Origin of the sequence: Pantoea sp. KPR_PJ, assembly GCF_041386365.1 — a bacterium.
GTDB lineage: Bacteria > Pseudomonadota > Gammaproteobacteria > Enterobacterales > Enterobacteriaceae > Pantoea.
In genome coordinates this window covers 279515-296762 of record NZ_JABMIK010000003.1, presented here as the reverse complement: position 1 = coordinate 296762, position 17248 = coordinate 279515, and the positions used below count along the sequence as shown (strand labels likewise).

The window sequence follows — 17248 nt, the reverse complement described above, 5'->3', positions numbered from 1 at the left end:
TGACAGTTGAAGGCGACCTTCACTTTCCTTGTCCTCTGCCTGATTCAGCCGACAAGTTTTTACTTCAGCAGACGCTGATTCAGATAAAAAGCGGTTTCCCGGTGGGATTGAAGGGGTTCAGAACAGGGTAATAAGGGAGAGAATGGCACCCCTGCAGGATTGGATAATATATCGTATACGCATGTTTTATATATACAATCCATCATTTCAAAATCGAACATACCCCCAAAAATACCCCCAAAAAATTTTTTATGCCTTATCACGGCTGTTTTTAGGTGGATGTTGAGAGTAAGTTTAGATTTTTGAACCGCCGCAATTTTAGGCCATAAACACCACTCCGCTCATCAAGCAGTCCTCGGTGTGATGAGATTTTCACTTCTAAGGCACTGTCCAGTACAGAATTGAAAGCGCGACGGCGTTGAAGGATTATTCGTAATTAAGCTCACCAAATAAGCCGAACATTAAATCACCGTCCAGAATTTCAAAAGGAAGCTCGAGATACTCATCTTTATGTCTCGGAAGAGCTTTACCGTCATTTGGAGCATTTTTGGTATAGCCTTTAACGTACTCACCGTTTTCCTTGGTATACGGAAGGACAACAATCCGACCATGATTTTTGGAAATGATCGTTCCAGCCTTCCAGATTGCATTGCCCTTAGAGGTTATCTCGCTATCGTTGATTTCTTTAACGCTCCAGCCTACTTGATTCTTGTCCTCGTACCAGAAAACGTAGCAGCCTAATACGAGTACTTTTTTGCCGCTACTTTTGGCTTCATCCAACATGCGTTTTACGCTAGCTAGTTGTAGCAACTGGTTTGCTCGTGGGAGTAGCATTGAGCGAATAGCTGATTTGGTTTTACCCCAATGTGCCCCACCAGGCAAACCAAAACCCCTAGCGATACATTCCTGGTAGCAGATTTTAGCCGCTTTTGATGTGATGTTGTTCGACCATTCCCAAGTGTTATGGTCAACAAGTCGAAGGCAAACCTTAAAATTAGGGAGAAAAACGTAACGTAGATAAGGCATTTCATTCAGAGTGTCGAGCAGAGACTGGCGTATATTCTCATTTTCAGGTTTTAGAATTAATTCCTCTGATGGAATGCGCAGATCGTTGACATGTCTTTTGACGGCTTCTTTGAGCATCATCTGCTCTTCATCCATTAGCCGAGTTTTAGCGGTGAGCGCCTTTTCAACTTTTAAACGTAAAGACTCTTTTTCTTTTAGAGATTGCGAAAGTTTATCAATGTCAAAGTCGACGTTTTTGTTCAGCTCTACAGCTGCTTTCCGCGCTTCAGCATAATCATCATAGTTGTCAACGAATGCGCGGCCGGGCATACCGCGATCCACATAGCGCCGATACCAGACCAAGGTTCCATCGGTTCGAAGTTTTAGGCTGTACATCCACCAACTGCTTCTTTCGTACCAAGGCTGCGGCCAGAAAGCAAGCTCAGTGAGGCCATATCCGGGAAGGCGGTTCAAGCGCATAATGACGATACCTAAGGTTATTAAAAGTCGATTTTAACACGTTCAGCTTTGGCAGAAATATTCACATAATAATGATTTGAGAATAAATTAAAATTCGATGACCTTTTACACATGAACCTACTTATCGCGATGTAAGCAACGTCCGCTTTTGGTACAAAAAAACAAGCGAAGCTCGTTGTTTGGTATGTCTTTAAAACAACTTTCGATGTACAAGCGTTGCTTTATAACTGGCATGGATGACTGATTCAGATGTTTTGATATGTCTTATAGCTATTGAAAGCTCTGGATCACCAAAAAGGCAAAAACATGCTGAGTCGTCGATTCGCGCTCGCGTTATATATAAACAACAACATGTCGTTCAGTTAGTTCAGTTGGTTCAGTTTGTAAAGATGTTTGTTTTTTAATGATTATTTTCTGAAAAGTGAACCAACATAACCTCGAATTGAACCAACAACGGGGCAGTCTGAACCAACACTTTTCCATGTCTTACACTGTCTTACAGTGCTAAAATACTCCCTTCTCCCCTGGTGCTGGTGGCCTATGAGCAAATCCCTTTCCGTGACATTCCGTGTTCCTGCTGAGTTAAGCGAGGCTTTTACCGATGCTGTTGGCACTGCTGGTGGTGATAAAACCGCATGGCTGGTAGATGCCATCCGACAGAAACTGAACCAGCCAGATAGCAATTCTGACGCTCGGATGATGGCGCTAGTGGAACGAATGGAGGCAGCGGCTGCGGCTTTGATTGGCGGAAAGCAGGGCATTCCCCCTTTGCCATACGATGAACAGATGGTGATTAGTGTGGTGGAAGAAACAATCGCACGAGGCTTTGATAATGGCCGAATCATAGCTGAAAGGCTTAATGAGGCTGGGTTACAGACTAAAGCTGGCAAGGCGTGGGATAAAGATATCTATAGTGCATGGAAAAGGCAGGCTAAAAGGCGTTGATGTTCAGATTTCTAATTAATTCGTATCGGTGTCGTTGTCCATATCATTAGAGCGACTTTTAAACTTCTCAAAAGTGTTCACGTTAAATAATGATAAGGATTCGATTTGATCAAAAGGCAGGACATGTCTGAATTGGTACACAGAAAGCGGTTGAGAGGTCAGGGTAATGCCTTCTTCTTGATAGTGTTGGGCATAGTTATTTTCCATCACAAACGTGAGCGTGTCTTTGTGTCGATATCCGCTCATTAATGGAATTATTACGATAGTGTCAGTATCAAGGTGGTGAAACCTTGCTTCGTCAACCATACCAACATAAACCTTGCGAGATTTTAGAGTTATAAGCAACAAGAGGCCTGATTCGATGGCTTCGAAAATGACAGACTCAGTGGCGCTGTTACTCGCAATCTCTCTTAAAATGGCGTTTCTCTGTGATGGGTCTCTAAATTTTTTTTCAGCGTTTTTAGCCGCGCCAATACTAATCAAGATGGTGAAACCTAAAGTGGCTGCGCTGAAAAAGCTCAACCCGAATATGCGTATTTTAAGTATGTCATAAGCGAATGTGAATTTATGGCTTGTCCAGTCAAAGAGCCATGGAATGTTAAACAGGCACATTATCACCCATGCCGTTAACCAAAGCGCGATTGTTAAGAAGAGTCCGCTGCCAAGGAAAAGACCGCCTTGAACTGCCACGTCAAAGTAAGCGTTCCACCCAACAGCCTTTTGCTGTTTGAACTTAGATGGCAAATGTCTGTTGGTATACAGATATCCACATGCTAAAACCACTAAGACGATGGCAGCCCACATTAAGATTTAAGCCTTTTTATGACTGAGAACCTTAACATTGTTGCGAAAGGCCGCTTGGATGTCAGCGTTCATTGGGTTGACGGAAATCGTTCCCGATCTGTCCATTTGATACTTCTGAGAGTTATCAACGGGGAGATCTGAGCCGCCGCCCACAAGCTTTATGATTACTTTCTGAGGCGCGATCAGAGCGTAACCCATCTGTTTTAAAATGTTAGACATGCTACCTCCTACCGTAGTCGATTAGATTAGGGGACAAAAAAACCACCCAGACAGTGAAGTCCTAAGGCGGTAATGCGTAGTGTCACCAATCTGGTAACGCTGAGTGTATTACCAGTAGTAGAACCCTGCAACCCGATTTTTTGCATCTGCTGCAAACCCCTTTCACACTACTACCCTGAAGATAACCTCGGCGAAACCGTAAGAAACTTTAGCGTTTCAGCATGAATTAGTAACGTCCCTGTTGCTCTGTTTCTTCTTGTTGAGCGCCATGTAGTCATCATTCATGGCAGCTACTACTCCGCTTAATGTTCGTACTTCGCTGTTTCAGTAGCTCATCTAATCGTTTGGCTGCGTTATTTTTGTTTGTGTTGCTGGATGCTGGGGGAGTTGAGTTTGCTAGTGATATGGGATTGGTTTGCTGTAATGGCGGTTGGTACATTTGATCATGCTTCAGCGCGTCTATGCAGTCTTCGCGGGTGAAGAGATAACGTGACTTTTCTTTTTCGCTGATTTTGATAGCCCGCAACCTCCCGCTTTTGACCCATTGGGTAACGGTGGCGGTTGAAATGCCTAAGATTGCTGCGGCTTCTTTTCTGGTCAGGGTTAGTTTTTCCATAGGGTATCTCCCACTGGTTCACATGAAGATAGAGACTGATGCCGTATCGTCACATAAAGGCGAAATATACACATGTATATTTCATGAAAGCGTGACGTTATCTCTTACCTGTTGGCTTCTTCCAATGATAATCAGGAGAGGTCATCCTCTGTCGATGGCGCTCTTTGGCCTGAAGTGCTTGTGCCACGCCGGTGCGGATCGTATAGGCGATATGCCTATCCACCGGCTCACTATTCTGGCGGGCAATCTGTAGCAGCATTATCTCAATCGTCTGTCGGTCAATCATTCCGCCATGCCTGTTTACAGTGAACGTTTAGACATCCTTTATGCTGAATGCGGCTGGTGGCGTCAAATCTATAAAGTAAATAAATACTGATCATTTATCAGGCTATCAAAACTCCTAATTCTGATTATGCTCATAAGCTGACAACAACGGACTGAAAAGGAAGTTCCCGGTGGCTAAAACTTATTTAGAGATAGAGGTGCCTTCAGAACTCATACGCGAATTTCGCAGCGTCCTTCATGAGCATAAGGTAAAACATGTGCCTGTTATTGAGGGATCGAAACCCAGTTTAAGCCCCGGTGATGCTCAGGATGCGATCATTTGGTTTAAGTTGGCCGTGGAAATTGTCAGGTCAGAGGCATTCTGGGGTACTCTAGGCGCTGCCATACTGGCTTACTCGCGAAGGCATACCAAAAAGACCATCTCCCTTGAGATAGATGGCTTCAAATTCAAAGCAACTGGGATGAGCCAAGAGGAACTATGCAAGTCCTTGGAAAGAGCAACTAAGTTAACCTTAACAAGTAAGAAAGATGACGCTGACCAATAAATCTAGCGTTGGGCTAAGCGGCTTTAACGAGTTTCCTGACTTTTTGCTCAAAATAGTCATCAGCGACTTTATCTTACTCGTAGCGCGTGAACCCTTTTGGATAAGGCTATTTGGCCGCTAACGGCATGGTGAACTCAGTCATGGTTAGTTAGAAACCTTCAGCTTTAGCAATCTCTTCAGCCACCTGCTCCAGTGGCTTGCCAAAAACTTGAATGCTCCAGTGATCAACAGCAGTCCTGTAGTCAACATGGTCAAAAGTGCCATTCTCGCGCACGTAGTCCGCTCTGACGGGTGGCTGTGGGCCATCTATAGCTTTGCTACCTCTGTCTCGCGCTATCTTCTCCAGCGCAGCCAGGCGAGCTTTAATGTTCATCGTTACCGCCCAACAGCAACACTCTCAGTTCTGGTGACCGCGGGAAGTTATGCCCGCGCAGTGACAGGCGCTCTATGGCCCTCTCATACGCTCCTGCAGGGGCATTGCCTGCTAACTCATCCATCAGGGCTGAAATCAACTGTATATCGCCATCCTTAGGCGTCATGGCCTTTTCCAGCCGGTTCAGTCGCGCCAGCAGGCTACCCATGATGATCCCCCTGCAGGATAAGCTGATTATGTCGCTGTGCTTCTTCAGCTGTGGCGTTGCGGAAAAGCCCTTCATCCTTGACCCAGCCGCCTCCACACTCGCGGGAACCGTCAGGGCTGACGCCAATCAGCCAGATTTCATCGGGTCCGTTGCTGGTGGTCTGAGCGCCGCTAGTGGCCTCCAATGCTTCAATTCGTCTTAACAGGCTCAATGTCCGCTCTCCTGTGCCTTCTCCAGCTCAGCAACGCGCTCAGCCAGTTCTGTAATTTCGATAATCTTCGCCATGTTCGCCAGTCCATCCAGAATCATCTTCCCTTGGTCGGCGGGTAGTTCACCTGCGGCAATCGCCTTAATCACAGAACGGGCCGCTGCAGGTAAATCGCTGTCGTCCAGTTCGAAAGATACCGGCTGATAAACCGGCTTACTCGGCGGGACAACTCTGTCCAGGATGAGGCGGCAGGCGGCCATATCACCTCCTTTAGCCGCTTCCATGATGGTTTTCACAGCATCATCAGCGCCACCTTCCAGCACACGCCTCAGTTCAGCCGCTCTGCTGCTGCGACCTCCGGGATTTCCCGATGCGCCTTTCTTCCATTTGCCGCCTTTGTCACGGCTGGCCTGTTCTTTCGTGCTGTCAGGCATCTGTCGGCCACCTCTCGCTATAACTCATAACTGTCGCTATCACTTGACCAAACTCAACAGGATCGCGTCCCTGCGACCGTTCAGACTACTTCTTGTGGAGCGCCCCACCCGGGCGCTGCGCGTTCTTGATGGTCTCAATGGTCAGTTCGCGCACCAGCTTTGCCAGTTCTTCTGGCGCTGTCTGCTGTGATTTGATTTCAGCTAACTCAGCCTCTAATGCTGCTAATTTCTGCTCTACGTTCATGTGTATCTCCTGATTTATTTTGGAATCTGCTCATACATCGCAGTTGGTTAGTAAATATTGCCGCCCAGTAAAGTGATTCAGGCTGGCTATTGGCTTATCGTTTTCTGGGAAGAGTTCCCCCTGGCCTTTGCTGGTCTTGGATGGCGCGAAGTGATTGCTCATATGCGATTTTTGCCATCTGATTAGCGATTTCCTTCGGGTCTCCAGTGCTGGATTGAATGGTGAAGTAGTTGTGCTGCTGAATAGCTGCTCCTGAGCCACCAGTGCCGGACAAATCCCGATTGCTAATAACAGAACCGTTATCACCTGGGATCATGTACTGGCTGCCGTTGCTGGCTTTGAAGATTTCCGGCTTGCCACCCTCGCCGACGCGGTACATTGAATTACCTTGGACGGGGCCGCCATGCTCACGAGCGCCGGCAACAGCCGGGGTTAAAAAAGAAGCTGACGCCATGGCGGCGTTATAAGAAAGCGACCCGATAGCTGCGGCTTTACCTTGAGTGGCAATAGAGGCTGCCATAGCCGCTGGCGCCCATGCAGTAGCAAGTGTGCTGGCTTCAATGGCTGATGACGTGGTATTGGCTCTGGACATTGCCTGCCCTATCAGGGCGTTTTTGACGTACTGCAAGCCAACCTCTACCAGGCTGCTGACAACGCTATTGAGGATTGTGCTACCGATATTTGCAAATGCCTCACTGAGGCTTTGTGTGCCGTTCAGAAGGCCGGTGATAGCATTTGTTGCGCCGCCCTGTAGAGAATCAATTGCGGATGCTAGAAGCTCATTTGCTTCGCTCTGGCTCCGATATATCTCCCATTGTGCCGCAATACGCTGTTGCTCATACTGCGTGTTGGCAGCATTCATCAGCGCCAGCCCATTGAGGGTGACTTGTCCCTTGGCAGATTCAAACTCCTGTATTAACGCGAGCTTTTTGGCATTCTCATTAGCCAGTGCCTGAACAGGATCTATAGCGCCTTGTGCTTCCTGCAGTGGGCTAATCCCAGCGTTCTGCGTCGCCCTGATTTTGGCTAAGTTCACCTGGTGTTGCTGCTCCATCTGCTCGGCGGCTGCGTCATGCTGCTGCTGAGTGATGGTCTTTTGCTCCAGCGCGATTTTGAGATCGGCAACATCTTGTTTGTATCGAGTGTTCTCTGCCTGCTCCGGGATTAGCTTCATAGCCGCTGCCTGAGCACGTATTGCGGCGGCTTTATCCCACGCTGCGCCAGCATCCTTCTCTACCTGCGCTATTTGAGCTGGTGTAGGATTTACCAGTTTCTGACGTGCCTGAAGAACTGCCTGAGCACGGGATAGTCCATCAACCGAATCAGCAGAAAGCTCGGCCTTTTGCCGATACTGTTCCAGCACCTGAGCATTACGGGATGCCTGGCCGGCTGATTTCTTCTGCTCAGAGTTGAGCTGCTTCGTCGCTTCTAAATTTTTATAAGTGGCGACCGCATCATCTTCCATCTTTTTGGCGTGAGGATCGTCTTTAGCAAACCCTGCATCTTCAGCAGCATATTGGGCTGCAAGTCGGGCGCGAGCTTCTCCCTGAAGTTTTGACAGTGAGAGGTTTCTTTCTGCCTGCTTTAACAGGTTTTTCTGACCATCAGTGAGGTTGTCAGTGGTGCGCTTGAGGCTATCGACATTGAATTTTGCATTCGCAGCTTCACGAGCTAAATCTACTAACTTTCCAGCCAGAGCGGTTATCTGCGCCTGTCCATCCTTACTGGATGAAGTCATATCCTGCAGGCGAAGAGCTAAGGCTTGGAGGGCTTGAGGAGAAGGGTTTTTACTTAGATCATTCAACTGCTTTGCCAGTTCAAAAGCAGCCTGATCAGTAATACCCAACCGGGAGGATAATGCCCCAACGGTGTTCGTAAATGTTGATATGGTCGCTTCGTTCGCAATGCTGCTTTTGCTTACCTGATTAAAAGCATCGGTGAAGCTGTTCGTTTTGACTTCAGCGGCGTCCAGAATAGTGCTAAGCAATTTAACACTGACTGTGCCACCAGACAGCGCAGCTTTGGCTGTATCGCCGAAAGAGAAAAATTCGCTGGTGGTATCAGATATGGTCTTTGAAACTTTCGTCATTGCCTGGTTGTATTCCAACAGCACCTGATTTCTCATCAGCGAGGCAACTTCTGCGTTAACCCTTGCAAGGTTTGCATACTTATCTGACAGGGCGGCCACACCATTTTGAGAAATGGTGATCACCTTATCCATGGCATCAGCAGCTTCTCTGAGAGCATCCATTGCGTTTTTACCGCCGCTTAGAGCAGTAATTAACGTGCCGGCGATTACTGTACCTAAAGCAATCACCGCGCCTACAATCGCACCGCCTGGGCCAAATGCTCCCGCCAACTGAGAACCCTGCTGACTGAAAGCGACTAGTGCAGATTGTCCGCCCTGAACCTGCACGATGAAGTCCTGAATCTGGTAACCAGCCTGCTGAAACTGGCTGCGGAAAGCGCCCCCTGCTTTTGTGGCCTGATTTACCGCTGTGGCGGTGGTTTTTGCCTGTGTCTCAAGCGCTTTGATGCCGCCAGTAGAATTTTTAGCACTATCACCTAATGCTTTCAGCTCTCGTTTGAGCTGTTCGCTGTCTTCAAGTGCCTTCTTCAGCTCAATATCGACTTCGTAATAAATTCCACCAGCGTTATATGACTCGGCCATCTCACGCCCCTCAATGATTAATGCGAGTCGCGGCTTTTTTGAGCGCGATACGGTGCATATTGTCGATGAGAATTAGGCCATGGTTGGTTACTTGATGTTCTCTGCCATCCAGAGAGATCATTTCCATTAACATCCGGTAGGCTTCACGTTCATAATCGGCCCTACCGAGGCGGCGGGCAGCATAAACGCAGTTATCCACCAGCCCGGACGCCAGTAAATTACGGCGAACTTCACCTGTTTTTCCGTCATGCGAAAACTGAGTGTTCCCATGCTCTCGGAGCCGATTACGGAGGTAAGCATCCGCAACAGCTTCGGCTAGGCGTTGTAATTGTTCCATTATGCCTCCTGAGCAAGTTGAGCTAATGCTTTGTCCATCAGGCCACGAGCGATAACGTGAATGGTTGGGGCAACACCTAAAGGAGATTTTGCTCGTTCTTTTTCCTGTAATTTACGCAGTTCTTCATACTGCTCGACTTTGATAAGGACTGTTTTTACCGTGCACTTTTGCATAATCACCTCCTGATAAACATACAGTAATTATAATTGCAGAAAGTGAAATGATCTCTAATTGTGTGCCGATTTATGAAATGATGATTTGATCGTTTTGATCGAATATTTTGTTCATAAAAAAACCTCGCCGGAGCGAGGTTGCGTTGCTTAGGGCTAAATCAATTCGTGTTAAAGTTTTTGAGCACTCTAAAGGTTATTGATTGGTTGTTGGCATCCATAATTTCAACAATAGCCCCTTTGTACCGAATAGTTTTAGACTCAGCTAAATCATATTCGACTTCGTTAGAGAAGGCTGCCCTGGCTAATCCTCCCTGAAATTCTCGATAACCTATATTGATTTTTTGACCCACCTTGCCGTTGTAGATAAGCGTCTGCTGGAAGGAGGATTCGCGTTCGGTGTTAACTTTTTTCTTGCTGTAAACCACGTTGGAAGAGCACTTAGTCCCTCCATAGATGGAAACTACACAGACCTCTTTGCCCGATTTAGAGACCTGAATGCTTTGCGGGGGATCATTAACCATCACTCGGAAAGGCACTGGAGTTCCGGTCGTTCGCTCGGTTGAAAGAAAGTATTCTGATTTAGCGTCATCACCTGTTTTTACGTAGTCTCCAGCTGGGATGGTATAGGTTCCCAATGACCCAATTTCGGTTGGTGAATCAAAGTGAAGAACCTCCATACTGGCATCCACGCCTTGTCTAATCATGTCCTCACCAACATACGTGTTTGTGACGGTATTGAGTTTCGGGATGCTAAATGATTTTACTTGAGGAATGTAATTATGAGCAGGAGTAGTACACCCAGCCAGAAACAGAGAACCTAATGCCAATGTGATAATTTTTTTCATTTTCATTTCCTTTGATTGCAATCGGAAACATCCTATCAATGAGTTTTAGTATTGCAATCTTTTGATTAATTCTCGCTCAGATAGGTATTCACGCTTACTTTCTATTTAGTTTTAAGTCGGAACGCCTCATCGCCCGATCTGGCCAATCCCATGCGGCGCTGTGTATCGGCTGCGGCCTTGGTTACATCTCCAAAGGTGTCGATAAGCACAGTGGGGCGAACACGCTTCGCCAGACACTGATTGCGGCGGGATCTGATCCACTCTCGGCCGGCTTCTGAGTCGCAATTGTCGAACACCTCCAGCCAGCGATAGGCTGCTCTTCTGTAAAGGCCTTTCGCCTCAAGTTCTTCTGCTTTTTTGTCGCTTACCATGTGTGCTGCCCTGAAAAATAATATTTTTATGCTGAGTATGTTGGTTCAAAACAGCTCCTTGTTGGTTCAGTGTTGGTTCAGAATTGGAGATTATTTCTTTATAAATCAAAGTTAATAAACAATTGAACCAACTGAACTAACTGAACCAACACTAAAATCCTCACATGTGAGGCTTACTCTTCCTGAGCCTCATCCTCTGGCCGGTACTGGATTACATAGACGTTGTACTGACGTTTGTTAATACGCGGAGACTTACGCTGGAATCCTCTGCCGCTGGCCGGCGGCGTCAGCATCCCGCTTTCAACCAGCACTCGGGCGAACTGCTTGGGGTTAAATCCGCTGGCGATCTCCTGCTCAAACGTAGACGGGAAGGTGTAGAACACAATCGGGTCATCGTCATGACTGCCGCTGGCGCGATAACCTGCCATATCCCGGACAGGAAGCGACTGAGGGTCATATGGGAATGGCGCAAACCGGCTGTAGCCATTGGCATTCAGAAACGCTTCACACTGGGCGATGATCTGCTGATGTTCTTTGTTGCCAGTACCAAACTCTCTCACCCATGCGTTATAGCTATGCTGAACGGCGTCGCGGCATGTCTGCTCGTCCCATCCAGTAATAACGCGGCCCAGTAGTAGCGCAGCCTCAAGAGTGGCGAAACGTGCGCCTACGCGATGAACCTGCTCGCCATATTCTGCCGGTATTAGTGCACGCCAGCGTGCCTCAGCCTCTCTGACAGCCTCTGCGGCCTGCTGCTGATTGCTGGCTAACCATTTAATCCACTCACGCCCCGCTGCGCCATGATGGCTCTGATAGGCATCCTTTAGGGCATCGGCATGTTGCTTGCCGTTCTCATGTTGGTGGAACCGCATAGCCTTACTCAGTGGGATATTCAACAGCCTGACCAACTGACCGGCTTTGGCCTTTCTTCCCGCCTGAGCGATGAACGTTTCTAAATCCACTTCTCCGGTGCTGATCGCCACGGTGCGCCAGCGCTTCAGGTCACGGTTACCGCCTTCTTTGGCTCCCTGCAGTTTTCCCACGCCGTTAAAGAGCGCATAGGCTGACTGCGAGACGCTAACTGGATCAGCGCCTTGTCCCACCTCATCCAGCGGCATCAGAGCATCATTATGGGCGGCAGCTTCGTTAGCCAGGCCTAATGCGGTGCCGTACCACGTCAGACGCAGCTGGTCAGGATTACCGTAGAGGCTGCTGGCAACGTTCGCTGTCGTGGTTTTACCGGCACTCGATTGCTCGTAGAAGTGAATGCCAAAGCCATCCGCACCCGCTAGGCCAATCAGGGGCGCAGCCAGCGCGGCAGCAATGCCCGTCATCATCGAATAATTACCGACAGCCAGCGCCCCCACATTTTGACGCCAGCTCTCTGCGCTTCCCCTGCAGGTGTAACCGGCAGCGGCTGAACTGCGGCCGTTGAACAGCACCGGTTTGTCAGGCGTGCCGATGATTTCCCCATCCGGCATGATATAAGCGCCGCATTGCCACCCTGTAGCGTGCGCCACTCTCCAGACCTCCCGCGATCCGTTCCGCTGTAGCCAGTCAGCCAGAATCGCTCTCAGGCCGCTTTTGGTTGTGACATTCACCCCACCAGCTTTGAGCGTTCGCCATCCCTCCCGCTCGCCAACATCGGCCAGCGGGATCGCCTGTGTGGTTTCGCTATCTGAACCCCATGCCTGCCAGCGCAGAATCAGAAACTGGTCTTTATCGTCGCGTCCGGTGCCGATAACCTGCAGGGGCGAACACAGCCAGCTTTCACGGTTGATGATTTCCCCGGTCTGCTTATCGGTGTTTGGCTCAACCCAATACACGCCATCCTGACGGCTTTCAATTCGTGGCTTGAGTAAATCGGGATCGGATGCTGCTGTTTTACCTCCCTCAATGACTTCCAACTGAGCGCCCATGCTTTCCCCTTGCGGTTGGTACAGTGAATCGTTAAACGCTGCTGTGGCTGCCTCCAGCCCGTTTTGCTGGCGGTAATCATCCCAGTCTGCTTTGTAGCGGGTTGGTGGCAATGAAACGGCCCCGTTCACGGCCTCAGCAGCTTTATCAGCGAATATCTTGCCGCTGTTCACTCTTGGTTTGCCGCGTTCATCAAGTTCGCCAGGCTCATGCCAGTCGTTATCGCCGGCAATGACGATTGCGGCGTTCGGGTACTGCTGGCGCATAGCTTCCGCAACAGGTGGCAGATTGCCGGCATCAAGCGCCACGACAGCGAGCGCACCGGGGCGTATCAGGTGAGCTGTGAGCGTGGTGGCCAGCCCTTCAGCGATGATAATTTCCTTCACTTCCTGCCGCTGATTAACAAAATGCCACGCTCCGCGCTTGGCTGATCCGTAGAGCACTTTCTTTTCCCCTTGTGGCGTGATGGTCTGCGCTGCGGCCACATCGCCGGACTCATCCACCAGCGGAAGAAGAATTGATCCATCGGGCAGGCATGGCAGAGTGAAGCCATCAAGTCCTTTGGCAATCAGGTATTCGCTTTCGCCTGGCGTGGTTTGTCCTGCGAGTCTCTGGTAGTGGCCCACAAAATTCTCTCGCCGCTGTTCTGCTTCTACTGCCTCTTTCTTCTGACGATCCTGCTCATGCTGGTGGCGCTGTTCATCAAGCTGCCGCCTTCTCTGGCTGGCTGCTTTCTGGTCAATTTCAGTCACCCGGTAATCAATACCCAGTACATCAGCCGCCATGCGGGCGGCCTCAGTAGTACCGCACTGATTAACTTTTTGGATGAGGTCTAAACCATCACCCGCGCCGCACTGGTTGCAGAAGAAGCTGCCGCGCCCTTTATCATCAAAGCGAAAGCGATCTTTACCGCCACAGGCCGGGCATGGCGCGTGCTGGCGGGGTGAGCGTGGCACATCAATCCCCAGCTGGCTGAGCACCATCGGCCAGCGGTCAGCTGCGGCGCTGGTTGTCTCACGGATCAGGTCGTAATTACGCATGGAAGCTCACCTCGCCTTTTGAAAGAGAGGCGCTCATGTCGTTAATCATGCTCTGCCAGATGCTTTCCCCTCGCTCGCTCAGTCCGCTGCCCTCTATGCAGAGGGTCAACAGATTGACAGCCAGCGCTTCCCAGTGTGGATATTCCTGTTTCAATGCCTCCAGCAGATAACTGTCCACCAGCAACCTGATGCCTGCTGATCCATCCACAATGGCAACCTCAATCCTTTGCCCGCTGATTTCCATCGGGAACCAGTCGCCCCCGTTCAGCTGCCTGACATGGTTATAAATGGCCACCGAATACTGGTTGGCCAGCGCATTAAGTCGGAAGTTTTTAGTGATTAGCGTCATGGTTCCCCCTTTAATGCGCTGTCGGTGCGGCAGGAATGCCTTCGGTATTGAGAAGCTCGATAAAGCCATCATGAAGCATGGCCATGCCGTCGCGCCCCCACGCAGAGAGAGTCATGCCACCATCGGCAGACGGTTCAAGCATTGACTGATAAAGCATGAGCGCTTTCTGATACGGCTCATCATGTGTGAAGTCTTTCAGCATCAGCTCCTCAACGTTGAGCGCCAGAGAAAACCGTTCGGTTGCCGGATAAATCACAATGCCGCCATGTTTACCCACGTAACGCACCGCATGAGTCGTTGTGCCGTCATTCTGGCTGACCGCAACTGTGCCATTTGCCTTCATCTGCTCGACGATAAAAACGCCCGCCACCATCCAGCGCCAGACGCTTACTTGCTGCTCCAGGCTGGGTTTGAACCAGCCGTTAATTTCAGCCAGGGATAACTCAGCAATCACGCCAAAACCCTCTGAAAGCGGGTTATCAAAGCGCCCGTCATTCAGCTGGCGGATAGCTGATGAGTAACCAATAACTCTGTTGCCACAGCGCACACCATCAGAAGTCGCTTCTGCTGAGAAAGAGCCGGATTTCTCCGGCATTTTCGGGAATTTGAGGACGTTACTCATGATTTTGTCTTTGCCCCCTTTTCGAGTGATTTCAGCTCGGTATCTACTACCGCCTCAAGCGCCTCAATGGTGTCGTGAACGATGTCGTGCGCTAGGTTGATGAGCCAGGTGTAATCCTCGTTAATGTCGGTGCCAGGCATCGTATCGAGAAGGATTGAGAGAACGGCACGAGCCTTCTTCAGATTGGCTGCTTGCCCGTCAATATCAGCAAATGAAATAGCCATCAGATAGCACCTCCATGAGCAAGCTGGCTGGAGAGTCTGGCGATACGCATACCAGCCCGATCAGTGGTTGAGCACAGCTCTGCAAACAGTGTGGCGATGCGGACTGCGGCTCTTGGAACGTGCTCCATAAGGGCTGCGTGCACGCTGCCGTTGTAGATTTCAGCGAGCAGATTCGCGTATTTGTCAGCGTTATGAATGTCGATAGACACAGTTCTGAGGGGCGATTGCTGCTCAGTAAGAACGGCAACCGGCTGCGGGTGCTTGTTAGATACGGCGACGTTGAGATGTTTCATGCTTTTCCCTCCTGCGCCTGACGCTCTCTCGCAGCATCACATTCTTCAAAGCGAGTCAGATTGTGGATGCCATCTACGAGCAGGTACACCTCACGGCGCTGCTCCTCGTCCGTAATCTGAGGGATTACCACAGTCAGCAGGTGGAGCAATCCGGCCTGAGCGCGCAGCAGGCGATCACGAGAGATATTCTCAGGCGTGTTTGGCGTCGGGGCGCTCTCATTACCGATGATGGCCTGAGTACGCTTGAAATCTTCAGTGTGGGATTTAATGGTGTCGTTATGCATGAGCCACCTCCTGAACTGGCAGGCGTGCGGCTAATGACAAGATGAAATGTGGTGCCAGAACGCGGCGGGCTTCTTTCTCGTTTACGGCCTGAACGGATACGCGGCAAGGCTTGGCCTGCATGTCAGCGCGTGACAGAGCCAGAAAACGAAACTCAAATTTGGGCGTGGTTTGGGTGAGGGTAGTAGCCATGGTGGCAGCCTCCTTGTACTGGGATTTGATCCCACCACCGGAAACGCCAATTTCGCTGGTGGTGAGCTGAACAGGGTTGGCGTAACCGGCGTACAAGGTAACCGGCGCGGATTTCTCCGCCCCCATCCAGCCCACCATTACTTTGTGAGCGACACGGATTATAACCATATCGCTAAAAAAAGGGTGAACAGATGCGAGGACACAAAAAAAGACGCTAGGCGCGTCGTGTGTCGCCTTGTACTTTGCCAGGACGCCAATCCTGGCACCGGATTTTGCCGGTGCAGGTTGAGGATAGTCCGAAGATTGCAAAGAGGGCAAGCGGTTTTTTAAGTGTTTGTGACAGGCGCTGCCGACAGTGTAAGACACTGCCTTACGCATCATGGCTTTACGCATCGTCAGGCACAAAGCCAAATTACTGGCTGAGTAGGCGTCAGGTTTTGTGAAGTTGCTGACGTCATTATTTGTCATCAACTGGCTAAGTTTGGCTAAGTTCTCCGGGCGTAGTGACAGGCCAGCCAGCGGGTAAGCATTGCTCTGAACGGCCATCATGGCTTTATCTCCGTAAACTCACGCATAAAGCTCTCTAGTGGTTGTTTGCAGGGCGATGAGTACCCGTCTCGGTAGAACGTCACGCGATTAAATTGCACGCTGTGTACTGTGACCATCGCGCCGCTGGCGTCCTGATAGCGAGCGTTTGGGGTTGGATTTCCGGTGGGCTTAGTCATGGGCTGCCTCCAGGCGTTTAGCCAGCCACCGCTGAGACAGACGCATCAGTTCGGCTTTCCGCTGGTCATAGGCCATGCCCATATCAATCAGCGTGATGTTGGTGCTTTCGAGATAGGTGAGGTGCTCCAGCTGAGATGAATTCATGCCGTCGCGTGGTTCGCCCTGAACGCCATTTACCTGCGCCCACTGCTTAGCCGTGAGGCCACCCAAGACAATACGGGCGATCATGTTGCTCTCGTTGCTGTAGTGACGGGATAAAGTCTGTTTCCCCTGTTCTGCACGGGCAACATCCAGAGCGGCGCACATAGGCTTAAACATGTTGGCGGCACTCAGGCGGGCTTTAAGCTGGCGGCGATACTGTGCGGCAATCTCAGGCACGCTGCGCTGTAGTGCCTCTTCACACTGGATGAAGTAGCGGCGTATGGCACGGCCCTGCTCATTGCGCTCAACCATAGCCACTTCTTTTGCCATCCCAAGCGAAAGGCCGTAATCCTTACTGCGACGATCACCGCCGCGCTTCGTGACCCATCCGCGCTCGGCCTGCTCAATATTTGCACTTTGATTCCTGAAATCTGAGGAATCAAAAACCACGTAATCAGCACCGAGGGTAAACCCATATTCATCAATGCGGAGTTTTACCCAGGTAGAGAAGTCATTACCCACGCCTAATGCTTTATGCAGAGCTTTTGCACTTACAATATTGGTTTCACGCCCACCGATTTGGCCGGAAATAACCGGGACAATAGTGGCAAAGTCGTTTCCTGAAATATCGCTGATGCTGGTTGTGGGCTGAGGGGCGGCCTCAGAATTTAATCTGCTTTTTTCAGTTTTCATTTGTCA

The 17248-nt window shown here is 49.9% G+C and carries 26 protein-coding genes; 2 read left to right on the top strand and 24 right to left on the bottom strand.

Annotated features, from left to right (window positions below; translation table 11 throughout):
- Positions 1–426 precede the first annotated feature (426 nt).
- On the bottom strand, positions 427–1485 hold the full coding sequence (locus tag HP564_RS09925; protein WP_371242542.1) for a hypothetical protein: 1059 nt from the start codon (positions 1483–1485) through the stop codon (positions 427–429).
- Between the two features lie 540 nt (positions 1486–2025).
- Between HP564_RS09925 and HP564_RS09920 the strand changes: the two genes are divergently transcribed.
- Positions 2026–2430 carry a hypothetical protein gene (locus HP564_RS09920; protein ID WP_371242540.1) on the top strand — a complete coding sequence of 135 codons (405 nt, stop codon included), beginning with the start codon at positions 2026–2028 and terminating at the stop codon, positions 2428–2430.
- Positions 2431–2445: 15 nt separating this feature from the next.
- On the opposite strand, the gene HP564_RS09915 is transcribed toward HP564_RS09920, so the two are convergent.
- The 4 genes from HP564_RS09915 to HP564_RS09900 all read right to left on the bottom strand — a co-directional run bounded on the left by HP564_RS09915 (position 2446) and on the right by HP564_RS09900 (position 4355).
- Entirely contained in the window at positions 2446–3234 is a 789-nt protein-coding gene (locus HP564_RS09915) for a hypothetical protein (RefSeq protein WP_371242538.1), read from the bottom strand.
- A gap of 6 nt (positions 3235–3240) precedes the next feature.
- Entirely contained in the window at positions 3241–3453 is a 213-nt protein-coding gene (locus HP564_RS09910; RefSeq protein ID WP_371242536.1) for a hypothetical protein, read from the bottom strand.
- Positions 3454–3730: 277 nt separating this feature from the next.
- The gene (locus tag HP564_RS09905; protein WP_371242534.1) at positions 3731–4069 is read right to left on the bottom strand and encodes a helix-turn-helix domain-containing protein; all 339 of its coding nucleotides are present in this window, start codon (positions 4067–4069) and stop codon (positions 3731–3733) included.
- Between the two features lie 97 nt (positions 4070–4166).
- Entirely contained in the window at positions 4167–4355 is a 189-nt protein-coding gene (locus tag HP564_RS09900; protein WP_371242532.1) for a hypothetical protein, read from the bottom strand.
- 169 nt (positions 4356–4524) lie between these two features.
- On the opposite strand from HP564_RS09900, the gene HP564_RS09895 reads away from it, so the two are divergent.
- Positions 4525–4899 carry a hypothetical protein gene (locus HP564_RS09895; RefSeq protein ID WP_316552057.1) on the top strand — a complete coding sequence of 125 codons (375 nt, stop codon included), beginning with the start codon at positions 4525–4527 and terminating at the stop codon, positions 4897–4899.
- 148 nt (positions 4900–5047) lie between these two features.
- Here HP564_RS09895 and HP564_RS09890 read toward each other — a convergent pair whose 3' ends face one another.
- The 19 genes from HP564_RS09890 to HP564_RS09800 form a co-directional block, all read right to left on the bottom strand.
- A complete protein-coding gene (locus tag HP564_RS09890) occupies positions 5048–5272 on the bottom strand; it encodes a hypothetical protein (protein WP_316552056.1) in 225 nt (74 codons plus the stop codon).
- On the bottom strand, positions 5262–5480 hold the full coding sequence (locus tag HP564_RS09885; protein WP_371242529.1) for a hypothetical protein: 219 nt from the start codon (positions 5478–5480) through the stop codon (positions 5262–5264). Before HP564_RS09885 ends, HP564_RS09890 begins: the two co-directional genes overlap by 11 nt.
- Positions 5473–5664 carry a hypothetical protein gene (locus tag HP564_RS09880; RefSeq protein WP_371242528.1) on the bottom strand — a complete coding sequence of 64 codons (192 nt, stop codon included), beginning with the start codon at positions 5662–5664 and terminating at the stop codon, positions 5473–5475. Before HP564_RS09880 ends, HP564_RS09885 begins: the two co-directional genes overlap by 8 nt.
- A gap of 23 nt (positions 5665–5687) precedes the next feature.
- A complete protein-coding gene (locus tag HP564_RS09875; RefSeq protein WP_371242526.1) occupies positions 5688–6122 on the bottom strand; it encodes a hypothetical protein in 435 nt (144 codons plus the stop codon).
- 85 nt (positions 6123–6207) lie between these two features.
- Complete coding sequence (locus HP564_RS09870) at positions 6208–6366, bottom strand: hypothetical protein (RefSeq protein WP_371242524.1); 159 nt, start codon at positions 6364–6366, stop codon at positions 6208–6210.
- A 94-nt stretch (positions 6367–6460) separates the two neighbouring features.
- Positions 6461–9037: a tail protein (tape measure) gene (locus tag HP564_RS09865; protein ID WP_371242522.1), complete on the bottom strand. Its 2577-nt coding sequence runs from the start codon at positions 9035–9037 to the stop codon at positions 6461–6463.
- A gap of 10 nt (positions 9038–9047) precedes the next feature.
- On the bottom strand, positions 9048–9374 hold the full coding sequence (locus HP564_RS09860) for a hypothetical protein (RefSeq protein WP_371242520.1): 327 nt from the start codon (positions 9372–9374) through the stop codon (positions 9048–9050).
- Entirely contained in the window at positions 9374–9547 is a 174-nt protein-coding gene (locus HP564_RS09855) for a hypothetical protein (protein WP_167626699.1), read from the bottom strand. Before HP564_RS09855 ends, HP564_RS09860 begins: the two co-directional genes overlap by 1 nt.
- Before the next feature lie 158 nt (positions 9548–9705).
- The gene (locus HP564_RS09850; RefSeq protein ID WP_371242518.1) at positions 9706–10392 is read right to left on the bottom strand and encodes a hypothetical protein; all 687 of its coding nucleotides are present in this window, start codon (positions 10390–10392) and stop codon (positions 9706–9708) included.
- A gap of 101 nt (positions 10393–10493) precedes the next feature.
- Positions 10494–10763, bottom strand: a complete 270-nt coding sequence (locus HP564_RS09845) for a PerC family transcriptional regulator (RefSeq protein ID WP_371242516.1) — start codon at positions 10761–10763, stop codon at positions 10494–10496.
- Between the two features lie 173 nt (positions 10764–10936).
- Positions 10937–13720, bottom strand: coding sequence for a DUF927 domain-containing protein (locus HP564_RS09840; protein ID WP_371242515.1), 2784 nt, complete (start codon positions 13718–13720; stop codon positions 10937–10939).
- Positions 13713–14069: a hypothetical protein gene (locus HP564_RS09835; RefSeq protein ID WP_371242514.1), complete on the bottom strand. Its 357-nt coding sequence runs from the start codon at positions 14067–14069 to the stop codon at positions 13713–13715. The genes HP564_RS09840 and HP564_RS09835 overlap by 8 nt, the downstream gene beginning before the upstream one ends.
- A gap of 10 nt (positions 14070–14079) precedes the next feature.
- On the bottom strand, positions 14080–14691 hold the full coding sequence (locus HP564_RS09830) for a hypothetical protein (RefSeq protein ID WP_371242512.1): 612 nt from the start codon (positions 14689–14691) through the stop codon (positions 14080–14082).
- Entirely contained in the window at positions 14688–14915 is a 228-nt protein-coding gene (locus HP564_RS09825; RefSeq protein WP_371242510.1) for a hypothetical protein, read from the bottom strand. The genes HP564_RS09830 and HP564_RS09825 overlap by 4 nt, the downstream gene beginning before the upstream one ends.
- On the bottom strand, positions 14915–15208 hold the full coding sequence (locus tag HP564_RS09820) for a hypothetical protein (RefSeq protein WP_371242509.1): 294 nt from the start codon (positions 15206–15208) through the stop codon (positions 14915–14917). Before HP564_RS09820 ends, HP564_RS09825 begins: the two co-directional genes overlap by 1 nt.
- Positions 15205–15492 (bottom strand): transcriptional regulator, encoded by a 288-nt coding sequence (locus tag HP564_RS09815; protein ID WP_239952725.1) that lies wholly within the window; start codon positions 15490–15492, stop codon positions 15205–15207. The genes HP564_RS09820 and HP564_RS09815 overlap by 4 nt, the downstream gene beginning before the upstream one ends.
- A complete protein-coding gene (locus HP564_RS09810) occupies positions 15485–16231 on the bottom strand; it encodes a host cell division inhibitor Icd-like protein (RefSeq protein WP_371242506.1) in 747 nt (248 codons plus the stop codon). The genes HP564_RS09815 and HP564_RS09810 overlap by 8 nt, the downstream gene beginning before the upstream one ends.
- Complete coding sequence (locus HP564_RS09805) at positions 16228–16407, bottom strand: DUF4222 domain-containing protein (RefSeq protein ID WP_371242504.1); 180 nt, start codon at positions 16405–16407, stop codon at positions 16228–16230. Before HP564_RS09805 ends, HP564_RS09810 begins: the two co-directional genes overlap by 4 nt.
- Positions 16400–17242, bottom strand: a complete 843-nt coding sequence (locus tag HP564_RS09800; protein ID WP_371242502.1) for an antA/AntB antirepressor family protein — start codon at positions 17240–17242, stop codon at positions 16400–16402. Before HP564_RS09800 ends, HP564_RS09805 begins: the two co-directional genes overlap by 8 nt.
- Between the last annotated feature and the right edge of the window lie 6 nt (positions 17243–17248).